Annotated in this window: 14 protein-coding genes; 6 read left to right on the top strand and 8 right to left on the bottom strand. The window is 52.3% G+C overall.

Annotated features, from left to right (window positions below; all coding sequences use genetic code 11):
* Nucleotides 1-59 precede the first annotated feature (59 nt).
* Nucleotides 60-1,808, bottom strand: a complete 1,749-nt coding sequence (locus B9D94_RS27220; protein ID WP_148248452.1) for a M28 family peptidase — start codon at nt 1,806-1,808, stop codon at nt 60-62.
* A 59-nt stretch (nt 1,809-1,867) separates the two neighbouring features.
* Complete coding sequence (locus B9D94_RS27215) at nt 1,868-2,629, bottom strand: kanamycin nucleotidyltransferase C-terminal domain-containing protein (protein ID WP_006207626.1); 762 nt, start codon at nt 2,627-2,629, stop codon at nt 1,868-1,870.
* Nucleotides 2,630-2,825: 196 nt separating this feature from the next.
* Between B9D94_RS27215 and B9D94_RS27210 the strand changes: the two genes are divergently transcribed.
* Nucleotides 2,826-3,539 (top strand): class I SAM-dependent methyltransferase, encoded by a 714-nt coding sequence (locus B9D94_RS27210; RefSeq protein ID WP_148248451.1) that lies wholly within the window; start codon nt 2,826-2,828, stop codon nt 3,537-3,539.
* Nucleotides 3,540-3,634: 95 nt separating this feature from the next.
* Here B9D94_RS27210 and B9D94_RS27205 read toward each other — a convergent pair whose 3' ends face one another.
* Together B9D94_RS27205 and B9D94_RS27200 are read right to left on the bottom strand one after the other, a co-directional pair.
* Nucleotides 3,635-4,252 (bottom strand): GyrI-like domain-containing protein, encoded by a 618-nt coding sequence (locus tag B9D94_RS27205; RefSeq protein WP_148248450.1) that lies wholly within the window; start codon nt 4,250-4,252, stop codon nt 3,635-3,637.
* Between the two features lie 86 nt (nt 4,253-4,338).
* Nucleotides 4,339-5,310: a helix-turn-helix transcriptional regulator gene (locus B9D94_RS27200; RefSeq protein WP_148248449.1), complete on the bottom strand. Its 972-nt coding sequence runs from the start codon at nt 5,308-5,310 to the stop codon at nt 4,339-4,341.
* Between the two features lie 178 nt (nt 5,311-5,488).
* Between B9D94_RS27200 and B9D94_RS27195 the strand changes: the two genes are divergently transcribed.
* Together B9D94_RS27195 and B9D94_RS27190 are read left to right on the top strand one after the other, a co-directional pair.
* Nucleotides 5,489-6,133 carry a TetR/AcrR family transcriptional regulator gene (locus tag B9D94_RS27195; RefSeq protein ID WP_172964004.1) on the top strand — a complete coding sequence of 215 codons (645 nt, stop codon included), beginning with the start codon at nt 5,489-5,491 and terminating at the stop codon, nt 6,131-6,133.
* A 312-nt stretch (nt 6,134-6,445) separates the two neighbouring features.
* Complete coding sequence (locus tag B9D94_RS27190) at nt 6,446-7,189, top strand: SDR family oxidoreductase (RefSeq protein WP_148248448.1); 744 nt, start codon at nt 6,446-6,448, stop codon at nt 7,187-7,189.
* 173 nt (nt 7,190-7,362) lie between these two features.
* Here B9D94_RS27190 and B9D94_RS27185 read toward each other — a convergent pair whose 3' ends face one another.
* Nucleotides 7,363-7,941, bottom strand: coding sequence for an LOG family protein (locus B9D94_RS27185; protein ID WP_036644344.1), 579 nt, complete (start codon nt 7,939-7,941; stop codon nt 7,363-7,365).
* A gap of 225 nt (nt 7,942-8,166) precedes the next feature.
* On the opposite strand from B9D94_RS27185, the gene B9D94_RS27180 reads away from it, so the two are divergent.
* A complete protein-coding gene (locus B9D94_RS27180) occupies nt 8,167-8,484 on the top strand; it encodes a MazG nucleotide pyrophosphohydrolase domain-containing protein (RefSeq protein WP_036644346.1) in 318 nt (105 codons plus the stop codon).
* A 185-nt stretch (nt 8,485-8,669) separates the two neighbouring features.
* On the opposite strand, the gene B9D94_RS27175 is transcribed toward B9D94_RS27180, so the two are convergent.
* The 3 genes from B9D94_RS27175 to B9D94_RS27165 all read right to left on the bottom strand — a co-directional run bounded on the left by B9D94_RS27175 (nt 8,670) and on the right by B9D94_RS27165 (nt 11,316).
* The gene (locus B9D94_RS27175; protein WP_063478308.1) at nt 8,670-9,647 is read right to left on the bottom strand and encodes an electron transfer flavoprotein subunit alpha/FixB family protein; all 978 of its coding nucleotides are present in this window, start codon (nt 9,645-9,647) and stop codon (nt 8,670-8,672) included.
* Nucleotides 9,648-9,919: 272 nt separating this feature from the next.
* Complete coding sequence (locus B9D94_RS27170) at nt 9,920-10,687, bottom strand: electron transfer flavoprotein subunit beta/FixA family protein (protein WP_063478309.1); 768 nt, start codon at nt 10,685-10,687, stop codon at nt 9,920-9,922.
* A gap of 38 nt (nt 10,688-10,725) precedes the next feature.
* Complete coding sequence (locus B9D94_RS27165) at nt 10,726-11,316, bottom strand: fatty acid metabolism transcriptional regulator FadR (RefSeq protein WP_036644349.1); 591 nt, start codon at nt 11,314-11,316, stop codon at nt 10,726-10,728.
* Between the two features lie 452 nt (nt 11,317-11,768).
* Here B9D94_RS27165 and B9D94_RS27160 point away from each other — a divergent pair, with 452 nt between their 5' ends.
* Together B9D94_RS27160 and B9D94_RS27155 are read left to right on the top strand one after the other, a co-directional pair.
* Nucleotides 11,769-13,949 (top strand): (Fe-S)-binding protein, encoded by a 2,181-nt coding sequence (locus B9D94_RS27160; RefSeq protein WP_148248447.1) that lies wholly within the window; start codon nt 11,769-11,771, stop codon nt 13,947-13,949.
* Nucleotides 13,946-16,387: a 3-hydroxyacyl-CoA dehydrogenase/enoyl-CoA hydratase family protein gene (locus B9D94_RS27155; protein ID WP_148248446.1), complete on the top strand. Its 2,442-nt coding sequence runs from the start codon at nt 13,946-13,948 to the stop codon at nt 16,385-16,387. The genes B9D94_RS27160 and B9D94_RS27155 overlap by 4 nt, the downstream gene beginning before the upstream one ends.
* Nucleotides 16,388-16,621: the final 234 nt, after the last annotated feature.

The following is a 16,621-nucleotide window of genomic DNA, read 5'->3' as shown; positions in this document are numbered from 1 at the left end:
GTACCCATACCGGGTGTGCCCTCGTACATGGGATCAGCACGGTAGGTGCGAGACGTAGGCTACCTTCTCTCGTACACGGGCCGATCCGGTCCGGGCTCGGCCTGAGTCCAGCCGATGCCGAGCAGAACGATGATGGCGATGAAGGCAGCGGGCACGGCCCATTTCCAGGATTGCGCGAGCATTCGTACGGCCGGTGACATCAAGGCAAGTATGAACCCGATCAGGACAACACTGAACAGGTGAATCCCAGGCGGCAGCAAGAGGAACACAATATGAAAGATGGAGGCGAACAACAGGATAGGAACGAGCGTGGTGGTGAGTACCACAGCTGGATGATGCAAGGATTGCAGCGGATCCCGGGTAAATGCGGTCCACGCTAAAGCGATGAAATGGACCAGCAGCGGAATCGCAAACAGATAACTTGCTCCCGGCAGGAGCCAGGATGAGCCGACAAGCAGAAGCAGGAATAAGAATGCTCCCCCCAGCAGCATTTCCAGTTCATTCGCTTTCCGTAGGATCCATCGGGTAAGGGCAACATGAACGATGAGTGTTACCAGTATGAAGCTGACACTGTACAGAAGTGAGTCGTAGGTTGCGCCTGAGGGCTGCGTCATTTTACCGGCCCACAGCGCATCAATCAGCTTCCATAAGCCATAGCTTAGCGCGGTGGATAGAACAGCTGCCAGAATCGGGATCAGCAGGCCGATCAGGCTCCCCTTTATGCTGAGAGATGAGATGCGGGCAAACATGAACACCAAACCCAGCCATATCGCCGCGAGCACAAGGGTGATGGCAACCACCCATTTTGCAGGGTAGTGAAGCAGCAGTCCGAACAGATTGAAATAGACGCGGTCGCCTTCCGAAGACAGGTCAGACAAGTCGAGATTGCCGAAATGTTTAGCCATGGCGAGTGCGTTCTCGCCTTGATGCTGCATGGTCTCAAGGGAGACGTTGTCCGTGTTGTCCATAGGAGTATGATAAGCTACCCACCCATCACCATAGGCAAAGTTCAGCCCCGGAAGACCGTGCTCCAGCGCCACCGTCAGATCGGTATCATTGGGAAGCTGTTTGTACAGGGCCACCAAGAGCGAGTTGCTGACCGGGTTGGATACAGCCCGGGCATATTCTTCGATGATCCGCCCGTTGCTATCACTCGTCTGGAACATGAAGGACGAGCCCTTCGATCCCCGGGCTTCAAAATTCGCAATCATGCCGATCTCGCGGTGCTGAGGATCCCGGAAGAACACTTCAGCACCCAACAGCCCTTTCTCTTCCCCGTCTGTAAGCAGGATCCATATGTCGTTCTGCGGCGGGGGACCAGCTTGAATCGCTCGTGCCGTTTCCAGCAATGAGGCAACGCTGACCGAAGCATCATTGGCCCCGGGTCCGGCCGGAACGGAGTCGTAGTGGGACATGAGCAGGAGCGGTTTACCGGATCCTGTGCCCTTAATGACACCCAAGATGTTCGTAAGCTGAACGCTCTGGTCGATGTATTTCGTTGTCAGGCGGCCATTAAATTCTTGAACGTCCGGGTTCAAGCCTAGCTGCTCCATCTGTTCCACCAAATAGGCCCTCACCTCTGCATGGGCGGAAGATCCCAGCGGATGGGGCTGCTGGGCGATTTGCTCGACATGGACCATTGCGCGTTCAGCAGAGAATTCGGTTGCGGGGGTATCGGTGCTTCTGGCTTGCGGCGGCTTCTCGAACCACAGCATGAGGGAGATCACGAGTATGACGGTGAGGATGGTCGTAAGCGGCAGCCAATAAGGCGGCTTGCGGTCCGGTGGTCTGCTCAATTGAATTTGCATGTTAATACTCACTTCCTTTGGGGATCATTCAGGCCAATGCTGCAAAGCAAAAGCTCCCATTAGAATGGAAGCTCTTTTGATTTATATTCAATATTCATTTTTTCATACCACGTGTTAAGTCCGGTCCAAAGCCGTTCACACAGCTCATAGAGATGATCGATCTGGAGAAGCTGGCCGCGCATCACCAATTGCGCCAACTCATCATACCCCGAAGGTCTGGATTCCAGGGACAGCGATTCCTCCAGCGTTTTGGCTCTTGTATTATAAAATGTTCGGTTGGCGAGTCCAATCAGTTTGGCCGTCTGCCAGGTCAGATCCTTTGCGCCCAGTGGCAGGTAACAGAGGTTCCCGGCTTGGACATTGTTCCGTATTTTGCCCATCGTTTCGTAGGGCTCCCAGATCATGAACTCCCTCATCGTTTCTCTAATGGCTTCGTCTGAAACCTGAAGGGGCAATTCTCGGATTTCCTCCAACAGATTGGTTGGGTCGTAGAGTTCCTGTAAATGTACGTAAGCGCCGGCTGTAATAGCCCAGGAATCATCCACAGACGATGCTGCTTTGAATATTTCACCTTTTTGTACCATGCCGATTTCGATTTTGAAGGGATCGTATATGAATTCGTGGCCAGGCAGGGATACCCCGTCCTTCGTGACAACTCGAAGTTCAATATCCGAGTATGGGCCATCTATTCCCTGCGCGATCGAACCGTACAAGCCAATGGCCAGAATATCATCGCCATGCAGTTGAAGCAGTCGGTCTTTCATTTGATGAATGATGTTCATTTTCTCTTCTCTGGTCGTAGCGGCTGGATAAGGTAACATAGGACAATCTCCTTCGAAGAAAGTTAATTATCTACATTATAGTATAAATACGACCGCTGAACCCGTCGTGAAATTCAGGATTCTGTGAAATGATGAAATTGTTATTCGGATTTTCCATGTTATGGTAGTATATACTTGTGGGTAAACAGGAAACTGTAGCGTCCGCAGTCAAATCATATAGCTGAGGTGAGAAGAGATGAGCAGAGATGAGCAGAGTGCAGGTAAGACCAAGCAGGAACTGGATCGGGTTGTGTTCATTGGCCGCACGTTTGAAGAGTATAACAACATGTTTGATTTGCGCATGGAGGAGCTTGTCGGAAAAAGGATTCTGGATTGTCCCGGGGGAGCGTGTTCGTTCACCGCGCACGGTTCGAGGCTTGGACTCGATATTACCGCAAGCGATATAACCTATGATCACAAGCCTGATGATCTGGAGCGCAAGGGATTGCAGGATATCCGGCATGCCATGGAAACGATAGAACGGGCGAAGAGCAATTATGTCTGGGATTACTATGGAGATGTGGAGGGGCTTAGCCGACATCGCCACCAAGCACTCCAGGATTGCGTGCAGCATATGAGGGAGCTTCCGGGGCGCTACGTCGCTGCGGTTCTGCCGGAGCTGCCTTTTCATGACGAGCAGTTTGATCTGGTGCTGTCCGCCCATTTTCTGTTTATGTACAGCGACCGCTTGGATTATGACTTTCACAAGCAGACGATACAGGAGCTGCTGCGGGTCGCCTCGGAGGAGGTCCGCATCTTTCCGTTAACCGATTTAACGGGATCCCGTTACGACCATCTGGATCGCTTGATTCACGAGCTGGAGGCAGAAGGCCTGGTGGTGACGGAGAACAAGGTGCCTTACGAGTTTATGCGAAACGGCAGCTCGCTGCTGAGCATCCGCAAGATATAGATGTGGGGGAGCCGGTTATGTACCGGCTTCCTCTTTTGGTTGAGGATGGTGGCTGTCGTCAGCACAACAGGTTGTCCCGTATTCACTAAACCCATCTATTGCTCCTGTCTTACAGGAGTACGGAGAATGGTTTTCATGGAGGAGGAGGAGGCTTTTCGGGGGTCGGATAAATAAATCTCATGGTGCAGTCCGTTCGGGACGTAAGCATGCTGTTTCATGAATGCATACATTTTCGCCAGCGTATCCGGCTCTGTGCTGTAGGGGCCGATATGCATGATTTCGACACATAGCCCCTCATGGATCGTCTCCAATACCACTCGCTGAATGGGTTCCAGATGATTTTTCTTGGAGAAGGCTTTGTCCCGAGCGGAGTCCACGGTCTCCGGGGTGACAAACGCCGGCATCCGAATGAGCAGCTTCCAATACCATTCCTCTTTCGGAACCTCCAAACCATACTGATCCGAGTCCACCCACCATTGTCCCTCAAGTTTAGGAACCGTAAAATCCTGAATTTCCGTCTTGCAATATCCCTTAACTCCATAAGCGACGGTATACAACGCCTCGGTAGCATCCTCGAACATGGAGCTTTCGGGTGCGCCTTGGCCTGCTAATGACAGATAGGGTAGGGGATCATATTGCACAAGCTCAGGCGTGTTTCCGGCTGTGTAATAGGTTTTATCGCTTTTGGTCAGATCGAGTTTAGGAAGCAGCATACGAATCTCTCCTTTTTGCTCATGAATTATGCCTATCATAAAATAACTTCACTGACTGCATGAGAGTCAGTGAAGTTGCTAAAAGATTATTCATCGTAATAATTCGCAAGATCCCTTGCCGTTTCGAAGAGAGCGCTGCGCAGCTCCTTCGGTTCAAGCACGTTGATTGATCTGCCAAAAGAAAGCAGGAGATACGGCATGTATTTTATCATCCGGTCAGGCTGTATATGGAACTCGGCTTCATACTCAGTTCTTCTGACGACAAGATAAGGCTGCAGAAACCACTGGTTGCATATCGCGTCCAGCGCTTCGGTATGACCCTGAAGGCGCACGGTCACAGACGGCGTATCCATGGTTACCTGATCCTGATGTTCATGAACATTGCTCAGGTAGTCTTGGACCGAGAAATGCTCCGGCATTTCAAATGTGCGACCTGTTAACGACAGGCTCTTCATCCGGTCCACTCGGAACACGCGGAGGGCTTTCCGTGTATGGCAGTAAGCAGTCAAATACCACTTGCCGAGACGGTAGATGAGACCATAGGGATCGATGTGGCGTTCTTGAGCGGAACTGCTGGATGACTTCGCATAGTGAAGGATCAGCGTTTCCCGTTTAGCGACAGCTTGCTCTAACTCACGCAATAGGGGCTGAAGCAGGGCGCCCTGTGAAGAGGAAAGGACATTAATACTGCCGACATGACGCCTCAAGTCCTCCAATTGGGATTCCTGAAGCCGGTGCTCAATCTTGGAAAGTGCTTTTTCAAGCGCATCCGTAAAAGGGTAGTCCGCATGCCGGGCTAGGAGCGCACTGTGTTCCATGGCCTTAAGCTCGGTTAATTCGAAGAACAAAGGCACGCTCAAAAAAGTATCAGGCAACCTAAAACCTCCGCCATGCCCGGATTCGGATATAATGGGGACTCCGCTCACACCCAGTGTGTCGATGTATCGATAGACCGTTCGGACACTTAACTCAAGTCTCTCGGCCAATTGTTCAGCTGTCATTTTTCCATGGGATCGAAGTAACCACAGAATGGAGAGCAGATAGTCCAGTTTAGCCATGGTCCACACTCGCTTTCTTAACGTTATTTTAGGTTGTGGCTTCCGGATGAATGATCATATTATACCAATCCATGCATGGGAGTGACCAAGAAGATGAAGAAGATCCATATGGATATCGAAGGCTTGTTTGTTATAATGTGTTCAGCAGAGAGAGGGGGCGTGAGAATGGGGTTGAGGGATGATGTCTATCATTCACCATCGCTCATTGAAATATATGTCACATGATCAGCCTTTAACGAAAGAAGCCATATTAGATGCGGCCGAACAGACGCTGCGGCGTTATGGTCCTGAGAAAACATCGGTTGTCGACGTTGCCAAAGCGCTTCAGGTCAGCCATGGCTCCCTGTATCGGCATTTTCCCAGCAAAGCGGCCCTCAGGGAAGCCGTTACCGAGCGCTGGCTGCAGCGGATTGCAGATCCGTTGCAAGAAATTGCAGACGGAACGGATGGCAGCGCCGCTGATCGATTGCGGTTATGGATGGATACTCTCATCCGGACCAAGCGGAATTACGTTCTGGAAGACCCCGAGATGTTTGCCATGTACACCACCGTGACGCTGGATGCCGTCATGATGATTGATACGCATGTGAAGTTATTGACCGGGCAGATTGCCCAGATCATCAAGCAAGGAATGCGTGCCGGTGAATTTAAGTCGGGCGAGCCGGAGCCGGTGGCCAAGGCCTTGTTCATGGCAACGTCCCAGTTCCATCATCCGGCGCATGCCTATCAGTGGAGCTCCAGCGAGATTGAAGCAGATTTTGACTCGGTATGGGCGTTATTGCTGTCGGGAATCATGAAATCAACCGTTAACGGGTCTGAATAATGCGAAAAATGGAATAAGGCCTGTTCGACGGTCATTCTAAAGGTTCATGCTGCCCTGGGAGAAGCGTGGTAAGATCGTTCCCTATGTAAAAAGATGCTGATCCTGGCGATACTCGCATGGAAGAGCATCTTTTTTGTATGCATTTATCAAGTGAGTGAATGACAAATATATAAAATTGTCACTTGTTATTTGTTAGGACTCGGCATATAATCAATGGCGAATAAGATACCTATAGGTCCTTGATCCATCTGATGAGATATTCACGCACCAGCATTTACAGATATACAAATTCGCAAGCGGGAGGCTTTTATCATGAAAAACAGCTTGATTGGCAAAGTAGCCATCGTAACCGGCGCATCAAGAGGCATAGGACGCGAAATTGCAATAGCGCTTGCGGAGAACGGGGCCAAGGTCGTTATAAACTATGCGAACAGCCCGGCCAAAGCAGAGGAAGTTGTGAGCAGCATTAAGTTGCGCGGTGGCGAAGCAGTGGCGATTCAAGCCGATATCAGCCAAGTGGCGGAGATCGAGATGCTGTTCCGTCAAACCTTGGAGGTTTATGGTGGAATGGATATCCTGGTGAACAATGCGGGGATCATGACAACCAAGCCGATCGCGTCCATGACGGAGGAGGATTTCGATAAGCAGTTCGCGATTAACGTGAAGGGAACTTATTTTGCGATTCAGCGGGCCTTTCAGCATATGAATTCGGGCGGCCGCATTATCAATTTCTCGACGTCGGTGGCTGGACAGATGTTCCCGTCTTACAGCGTATATGCAGGCACGAAGGGCGCTGTGGAGCAGTTTACGCGTCAGTTGGCTAAAGAATTCGGTCCCAAAGGCATCACGATTAACGCGGTGGCTCCCGGGCCGATCCATACGGAACTGTTCATGGAAGGCAAGTCGGAGGAACAGATTGCGGGCATCGTGAACATGAATGCCTTCGGACGTCTGGGTGAACCGGATGATGTCGCAGGAGTGGTATTGTTTCTGGCTGGCGAGGAGTCAAAATGGATCACGGGTCAAACACTCCGCGTGAACGGGGGATTCGTGTAAAATCCGCGACGTTAATCAGGATGTGCGAGGATAAGAGAAAAGCACCGGGATTCCCGGTGCTTTTTGTGTACCCAATGACAGTGATGGCTGTTGTTGGATTTCCCTATGAGCCTGCGCATTCAAGGATGTATCCTGACCGAGGGAGTCCGGTGGTCATATCCGGCAAATGGTTTCTACTCAAGGTCTTTCCACTTCATGTCCAGCGTCGGCGGCGTGTAGCTGTCCATGAGTTCCAGCAGCTTGAGCGGGTCATTGGATATATTGATCAGGTTTAAGTGGGAGGCATTGGAGAAGCCCTCTGTGATGCTGTACTGAATCAGCTTCATGAACGGTTCGAAATAATCCCGGATGCTCAGCAGTCCGATCGGCTTCTGGTGAATCCCGATTTGGGACCAGCACAATACCTCGAACAATTCCTCATAGGTTCCAAAACCGCCCGGCATGGCAATAAAACCGTCGGACAGTCTCGACATCGTTGCTTTGCGTTCATGCATGTCAGCGACTTCAATGAGCTGGGTCAGCTCGGTATGTACAATCTCGCCTTTGAACAGCCCCCTGGGCATGACTCCGATGACCTCGCCGCCATTTTGCAATACGGCATCAGCCACTTCGCCCATCAATCCGATTCTGGAGCCGCCGTACACAAGCTTGTATTGGCTGTGGGCAATATGTCTGCCAAGCTCGGCCGCCCTCGCTTTATAATCGGGATGTTCACCCATGTTGGATCCTGCAAATACGCATATAGATTTCAATTCGCACACTCCTTAACCAGATGTTGATATTATAATGAAGTAATTATACTATATATAGTGATCTATGTCATGGAACGCAGGGATACATATCGCTTCAATGTTAGGTTTGCCTCTCTTAGCTTATGACATACGTGTTAACATGATCTTGAGTTTGATCTCGAATTATGTAAAAAAATTAGGGGATGGGTTGGTTCATCCCAAGGAATCGCGGAGGTAGCACAAGCTATGGATATGAATGAGGCGCAGCAATGGATTAAGCAGTTTTACGGGGAGCGAGGCTGGACCGGGTACGGCCCCTTTATTCGGGTCGGATTCTTGATGGAGGAGACAGGGGAAACGGCACGTGCCGTCCGCGCTTATGAGATTGGCAGGGATCGGCCCGATGAGGAGGCCCAGTCCAGGGAACGGCTCAAGCAGGATTTGGTGGAGGAGATCGGCGACGTGCTCGGCAACATTTCGCTGCTGGCCGATCTCTATGATATCACGCTGGAAGAAGCATTCACGGCCCATCAGCACAAGCTGCTGAAGCGGTTTGGCTCTTAATGGAGATATGGGATAGCGTCTGTTTCGCGAGCAGGTGGTAAGGAAGTCCCCTGGAAAACTCTTAATTCCAAAGGCGTGCCTACCACAGAATGACGCAGCAAAGAAGGCTGCCCCCAAGGTCCCTTGGACGATGGGGTGCAGCCTATTGACGTTGTATGATCACATGAAGTCGTTATGACAAAATGTTATGACACCAGCACTTTGCGGAACTCCTGCGTCAGCAAGGGAACGATATCGAACAGGTCGCCGACGATGCCGTAATCCGCCACCTTGAAGATAGGAGCCTCGGGGTCTTTGTTGATGGCAATAATGACCCGGGATTGGCTCATGCCGGCCAAATGCTGGATGGCTCCGCTAATGCCGCAGGCAATATAAATTTCGGGTGTGACCACTTTGCCCGTCTGCCCGATCTGGAGCGCGTAATCGCAGTAGCCGGCATCGCACGCACCGCGCGATGCGCCGACGGCGCCGCCGAGCAGGTCCGCCAGCTCCTCCAGCGGCTGGAAGCCTTCCGCGCTCTTGACGCCGCGACCGCCGGAAATGACGATTTTAGCTTCCGAGAGGTCGATTTTTCCCGTGGTCTTGCGAACGACGTCCTTTACCACGGAGCGGAGGGAGGGGGCCGGGTAAGCGATGTCCTCAATGCTCGTGCTTGCACCTTCTACGGCTTCCGCGGCAGGAATATTGTTCGGACGCACCGTTACGACCCATGGCCCGTTCTGGAACACACGTTTCTCAAAAGCTTTGCCGGCATAGAGCGGGCGAGTGAACACCGCTTCTCCAGCTTCGTTCTCGATTGCCGTCACGTCGGAAATCTGTCCGGCATTCAGGGACGCGGCTACCAGCGGGGCCAAATCACGGCCGATGGCCGTATGCCCGAAGAGCACCGCATCCGGCTGCGCCTGATGAATAACGGCCTCAATGGCCGCCATATAAGCCTCAGGATTATAACTTTCCAGATCATCATGCTCGACAGTATAGATCGTATCAGCACCATATCCGTTCAGGGCCGATACGGCTTCCGTAATGTTGGCTCCTGCAACCAGAATGCGGATGCTGTCATCATCAGCTGCAATTAAACGGGCAGCGCCCAAGGTCTCAAGGGCAACCTGCCGCAGCCGTCCATCCCGGTTCTCGGCATATACTAATATCGTTTTGCTCATATCATAACCTCCTAAGTTCCAATTGAGATTGAAGTGAAAAGAGTTTTACGATTCCGACTTGTCTTAACAACCAAGCGAATGCGGATGATACTTCAAAAATCGCTGTTGGCCCAGATTCACTAAAGCAATCAGGCGAAAAGCGTGCATGACGGACAGCCTGTAAACCATACAATCAGAATACATAAGGAATGAGGGCAGGGTGCACTGTTGATGTCATGTAACCGCATTCAGAAGTGAGATTCAAAGGGATTCATACGCTCATTCCCTAATACTCAGATCACCTTCGACTGGGTGCGCAGCAAGGATACCAGCTCATGTGCCACTTCCGCAGGCTCACCCTTGAGAATGACTCCTGCACTGCGCTCCGGCGGCAATGACAATTCGCTTTGCTTCGTTGCTGGCTGAATGTCGCCTTCCGATAATCCGAGATCATCCAGCGACAGCGTCTGAAAAGGCTTCTTCTTGGCCTTCATGATACCTGGCAGCGATGGATAGCGAGGTTCATTCAACCCCTGCTGTGCCGTGAAGATAGCAGGCAGCTGAACCTCCAGCACTTCGAGATCGCCTTCGGCGTCCCGGTGTACTTCGGCTGTGGTACCGTTCAGCGTAAGTTTGGTGATGGAGCCGGTATGGGAAATACCGAGGAGACGGGCAAGGCGAATCGCCACTTGACCTGAACCGCGGTCCACCGAGAAATTGCCGCCGAGGATCAGATCCGGGCTTTCCTTCGACAAATACGCATGCAGCACCTTCGATACCGCATACTCATCGTCTGGAATCCGCTCATCGGAGATCAGTACGGCATCATCAGCACCCATCGCGAGCGCGGTCCGAAGGGCCTCTGCGGTACGATCCGGTCCGACGGACAGAAGTGTTACGCTGCCGCCATGGTCATCCCGAAGCTTCACGGCTTCTTCCACAGCATATTCATCATACGGATTGATTACAAATTTCACCCCATCCTCGGCAATCGATCCGTTTTCAATCGTGATTTTTTCCTCTGTGTCAAAGGTCTGTTTAAGCAGTACTACAATCTTCATCGGTTAAACTCTCCCTTCAATATGAATATCAGCAGGACTTATTGTCCGCTGGAAACACCGTTCAGAAAAAAGCTGAGCGTCTCCTCCGCCTGATCGGACAGAGAATATTTGCGGCCGGAGATCAGCCAAGAGGTTACCGCTTCGTCCATGGCGCCAAATATCAGATTGCGCACCAGCTTGATGTTCAGATCGGAACGGAATTTCTGTTCTTTAATGCCCTGTTCCAGGATATTCTCGATCAGCACAATATATGGCTTAAGCGCGTTGCCAATTTCCTTCCGCAGCTCCAAATCACTCTGCCGCAGCTCAATCTGTGTGACATAAGCGAATTCGGGATTGCTCTCCAGCTCGGAAAAATGAATGCTGCACACCGTACGCAGCGCTTCCACCGCGTCCGCGGTACCTTCCACACTTTCGTGGAATTTGCCGACCAGCTCGCCGAGCTTCTCCTGGAACAGGCAAATGAGGATATCCTCCTTCCTCTTAAAATACAAATAGATGGTGCCGTCAGCTACGCCGGCAGCCTTGGCAATCTTGGATACCTGGGACCGGTGATAGCCGTTTTCGGCGAATACTTGCAGGGCGCCCTGGAGAATAAGGTAATATTTATCATTTTTTTTACTTGTCATATGCTCACCCCGATGTTAGAATACAGTTAAAATTATGAATGAATACTCATTCATTTCTTGTATCCATCATAAAATACGTTCATGTCGTTGTCAACGATGGGTTGCGAAGACCCGGGAATTTGATGAAGCAGGCGTAGAAGGGCAGCAATTAAGGCGTTCATATCAGAGCAATCGACAGCAGTTCAACCGGAAGAAACGAAGCAGCTGGGTATCCGTTAGGCTAGTACAGATGAAGTGATGCAGCTAAGAATTCATGTTCGGTTTAGAGTGGTCGGCAAGGCACGATGTGGAGGTCTATTTTTGCAGCTCCAATGAAAGCGCTTCATATATTTGTCCCGACATGGACACCATGACGATCCGGATTGTGGAAGGAGTGAACGAGTCTTCGAAATTAAGACTGCACTATTAGAAGAACCAGGGCAGATGATTCTAACGCAAGGGGCTGAAGAGAGATGATTCTACAACTAATCAACGCGCTTCTCTTTGTCGGGATCACCGGCTGGGCAGTGTACATGTTCGCTACGGTGGTGTATCGACGGTACCTGTATATCCGTCTGGGCAAGCCAGCGAATTTGAAGAAGGATATGAAGGAACGCCTGAGCCAATTCGCCATTCAGGTGTTCGGACAGAGCAAGCTGTTCAAGGACCGCAAGAGCGGTATCATGCACTTTATCGTTTTTTATGGTTTTATCATTTTGCAGTTCGGTGCGCTCGACATTATATGGAAGGGGCTGTCAGGGCACAGCTTGCCGATTCCGGGGCATGGCGGCTTCATCCTCATGCAGGAGATAACGGTGACACTGATCCTGCTGGCAATCGGTTATGCAGCTTACCGGCGTTACGGCGAGAAGCTGAAGCGGCTGAAGCGAGGGTGGAAGCCCAGCATTGTCGTGTTTTTCATCACGGCGCTGATGGCCTCGGTACTGCTGACGATGGCTTTTGAACGGCTTCGGGAAGGACTGGCGTGGTCGGCGATGGCGCCCATCTCATCCAGCATTGCGGCTGTTTTTGCCTGGATGCCGCCGGTGGCGGTCACGGTTGGTTATTTCGTGTTCTGGTGGCTTCATCTGCTTATTCTGCTGTCGTTCCTCATCTATGTACCGCAATCGAAGCATTTTCACCTCATTACGGCACCGATCAACATCCTGGTACGCCGCACGGATCCTCCAGGCAAGCTCAGCAAGCTCGATCTGGAGGATGAAGAGGCCGAGGAATTCGGGGTGGGCAAGATTGAGGACTTTACGCAGAAGCAGATGCTCGATTTCTACGCCTGCGTGGAGTGCGGAAGATGCACCAACGTATGTCCGGCATCGAATACAGGCAAGCTGCTGTCGCCGATGCACATGATTGTGAAGCTCAGGGATCATCTGACGGAAAAAGGAGCCGCACTCACCTCCAAATCGGCGTGGATGCCGGCGTCGGTGTTTGGATCGCCTGGTGTTCACTCCATGGCTGCTACGGATCTGGCTCTTGTCGGCTGGAAGGGCGAGGGGATTACTGATATCGGTCCGACAATGGACGTGCAGAAGAGCTCCTGGCATCAAGTTGAGGGGGTAGACCCGAAGGACGTTCAATTGATCGGCGGCGTCATGACGGAGGAAGAGATCTGGGCATGCACCACCTGCCGCAACTGTGAGGATCAATGTCCGGTAGCTAACGAGCATGTCGACAAAATCGTGGATCTCCGGCGCCATCTCGTTCTGATGGAGGGCAGCGTGCCGCAGGAAGGACAGCGCGCGATGCAGAACATCGAGCGTCAGGGCAACCCTTGGGGGATCAGCCGTGCGGATCGCAGCAAGTGGGTGAAGGAGGTTGATCCCGAAGGGGCTCTGGAGCTGAAGATTCCTACCGTGAAGGAGAATCCGGATTTTGATGTGCTGTTCTTTGTCGGGTCTATGGGTTCGTATGACAACCGCAGCCGCAAGATTACCCGGGCCTTCGTCCGGCTGATGAACGAAGCAGGCGTCAACTTCGCCATTCTTGGCAACGAGGAGAAGAATTCGGGCGACACGCCGCGCCGCATGGGCAATGAATTTCTGTTCCAGCAGCTGTGCATGGAGAACATCGAGACGTTCCAGAAGTACGATGTGAAACGGATTGTCACAGCTTGTCCGCATACATTCAATATTTTCAAGAACGAATATCCGGAATTTGGTCTCACGGCCGAAGTGATTCACCATACGGAGCTGCTGGATCAGCTGGTGAAGGAAGGACGTCTTAAGCCACAGTATCAGGTTCAGGAGAAAATCACGTATCATGACTCCTGCTACCTTGGGCGTTATAACGACGTATATGATCAGCCGCGCAATGTACTGCGCGCCATTCCGGGCGTCGAGCTGCTGGAGATGGAGCGCAGCCGGGAGAACGGGATGTGCTGCGGCGCCGGCGGCGGTCAGATGTGGATGGAAGAGGACGCTGGCAAGCGCGTGAATCTGGCGCGTACCGAGCAGGCGTTGTCCGTGTCGCCGACCATGATCAGTTCGGCTTGTCCGTTCTGCCTGACGATGCTGGAGGATGGCACGAAGCTGAAGGAAGTGGAAGAAAGCGTCAAAACGCGAGATATCGCGGAAATCTTGGAATTATCCGTATTCGGTCTATCTGAAATCCATGAACAGGAGGTCGTTGTGCAATGAGTAATACCATTACCAAAGAAGTCGTTAGCGGTTCCGGTGTCGCAGGTCGAAACATAACCAAAGCAGCCGTAATCGGCTCTGGTGTCATGGGGTCGGGTATTGCCGCCCATCTAGCCAATGCAGGAATTCCCTGTCTGCTGCTCGACATCGTTCCGAATTCCTTGACCGCCGAGGATGAGAAAGCCGGCTTGACGCTGGATCATCCCAAGGTTCGAAGCAGGCTTGCAGCCAAGGCCGTTGCGGCACTGCCTAAATCCAGCACGGCCCCGCTGTACAGCGCCGACTTTGTGAGCCGGATCACGCCGGGGAACACGGAGGATCATCTAAGCCAGTTGAAGGATGCGGACTGGATCATTGAAGTGGTCACGGAGCGTCTGGAAATCAAGAAAAGCATCTTCAAGCAGATCGAAGGTGTGCGTAAAGAAGGGGCCATCGTCAGCACGAACACCTCCGGTATATCCGTTAATGCCATGGTCGAGGATTGCAGCGAGGAATTCCGAAGTCATTTCCTGGGGACCCATTTCTTCAATCCGCCGCGTCATATGAAGCTTCTGGAGATTATCCCGGGCTTTGACACCGATCCGGATATTACGAAGTTCATGGTTGAATTCTGTACGAAGCGCCTTGGCAAAGGGGTTGTTCTGGCAAAGGATACGCCGAATTTCATCTCGAACCGGATTGGCACCTACGGACTCCTCGTTACGCTACAGGAGATGGTGAAGAACAGCTATACGGTGGAGGAAGTGGATGCGGCCACGGGTCCGATTCTGGGACGCCCGAAGAGTGCAACCTTCCGTACGCTGGATCTTGTGGGCATCGATACGTTTGTCCATGTGGCGAGAAATGTTTACGACTCAGTGCCGGATGGCGCCGAGAAAGACGTGTTCACGGTACCTGATGTGATGAATGAGCTTGTCACCCGCGGCTGGATCGGAGAGAAGGGCGGCCAGGGTTTCTATAAAAAAGTGAAGGGCGATAAAGGCAGTCAGATCTTATCGCTCAACCTGTCAACGATGGAGTACCACCCGAGCGCCAAAATAAGCTCCGCTTCCATCGAAGCTGCGAAAGCGGTGAAGGGAGCCAAACGGAAGATCAAAGCATTCCTGAGTACGCAGGATCGCTACTCGGAGTTGGCCTTGAATGTATTGAAGCAGGTGCTTGTATATGCTGCCGATAAGCTTGGTGAGATCGCGGATTCCATTCAGGACATCGACAACGCGATGAAATGGGGCTTCAACTGGGAGCTCGGTCCATTCGAGACCTGGGATCTGATCGGACTGCCGGAATCGGTGCAGCGCATGGAAGCAGAAGGACTGACCGTCCCGGCTTGGGTGAAGGATTGGATTGCCGCCGGGAATAAGACCTTCTATCAGCAGAAGGACGGCGAGGCGTTCCATTATTTCAAAGGCGAGTACAAAGGGATGGAGGTTCAGCCGGAGCTGATCTCGCTGCAGACTTTAAAGTCGCAAAACCGGATTATTCGCTCAAACACGGGCGCGAACCTGATTGATCTTGGGGATGGTGTAGCGTGTCTTGAATTCACCTCTCCGAATAATGCGATTGGTGCCGATATTCTGGTCATGATTCAGCAGAGCGTCGAAGAGATTCGGGCGAATTACCGTGGGCTCGTGGTCGCAAACGAAGGCCGCAACTTCTGCGTTGGCGCGAACCTGATGCTCATGCTGATGGAAGCGCAGAGCGGTGACTGGGATGAGGTGGATGACATCATCCGTCTGTTCCAGGGCAGCATGATGAAGCTGAAGGGGCTGGAGAAGCCGGTTGTGGCTGCGCCTCACCGGATGACACTCGGCGGCGGCGTGGAAGCGTGCCTGCCGGCCGACCGAATCATCTTCTCGGCGGAGACGTATTTCGGTCTCGTGGAGACAGGGGTGGGTCTCATTCCGGCAGGCGGCGGCTGCAAGGAACTGGCGCTCATGACCAGCAACCGGCATCCGGATGCGGACCATGATCTCCAGCCGGAGATCAACAGGATCTTCGAGATGGTGGCGATGGCGAAGGCATCGACCAGCGGACATGAAGCGATCCGCATGGGTTACGGACGCAGCGGAGATACGGTGGTCATGAATCAGGATTACCGGATCTATGAAGCGAAGCAGGCGGTCCTTGCGATGGACCGGGCAGGCTATGTGCCGCCACAGCCGGGCAAAGCCCGCGTTGTCGGCCGCGACGGCCGTGCCGTGCTTCAGCTGGGTGCCATCGATATGAAGCGAAGCGGCTACATCAGCGATCATGATCTGCTGATCGCGAAGAAGCTGGCTCATATCCTGACGGGCGGTGACGTTCCTGCTGGAACTGTAGTAAGCGAGCAGCACCTGCTCGACCTGGAACGCGAAGCGTTCCTCAGCCTGCTCGGCGAGGCCAAAACCCAGCAGCGCATGCAGCACATGCTGGCAAAGGGCAAGCCGCTGCGTAATTAGGAGTGATGAGAGCTGTTTTGGAGAGAGCTGCTTTACAGTTAAAGATTAGTTATCATTCGTCAAACGCGATTCGATAAATCAACCGTGCATACAGTGCGTGGGTGGCAGTTATCCGTGCTGTTGAAGTTAGATCATGGCGGCTCTTGAATTAGCTCCACCCGTTACAAATTCATATCATGGCCGATTAGTGTCCAGCAATCATATCCGAATTGGATTCAACCATTTCAAGTTGAT

The sequence above is a fragment of the Paenibacillus sp. Cedars genome, assembly GCF_003184205.1.
Taxonomy (GTDB): domain Bacteria; phylum Bacillota; class Bacilli; order Paenibacillales; family Paenibacillaceae; genus Paenibacillus_AQ; species Paenibacillus_AQ glucanolyticus.
The sequence above is the reverse complement of the archived record's forward strand: the minus strand, read 5'-3'. Positions and strand labels throughout refer to the sequence as shown.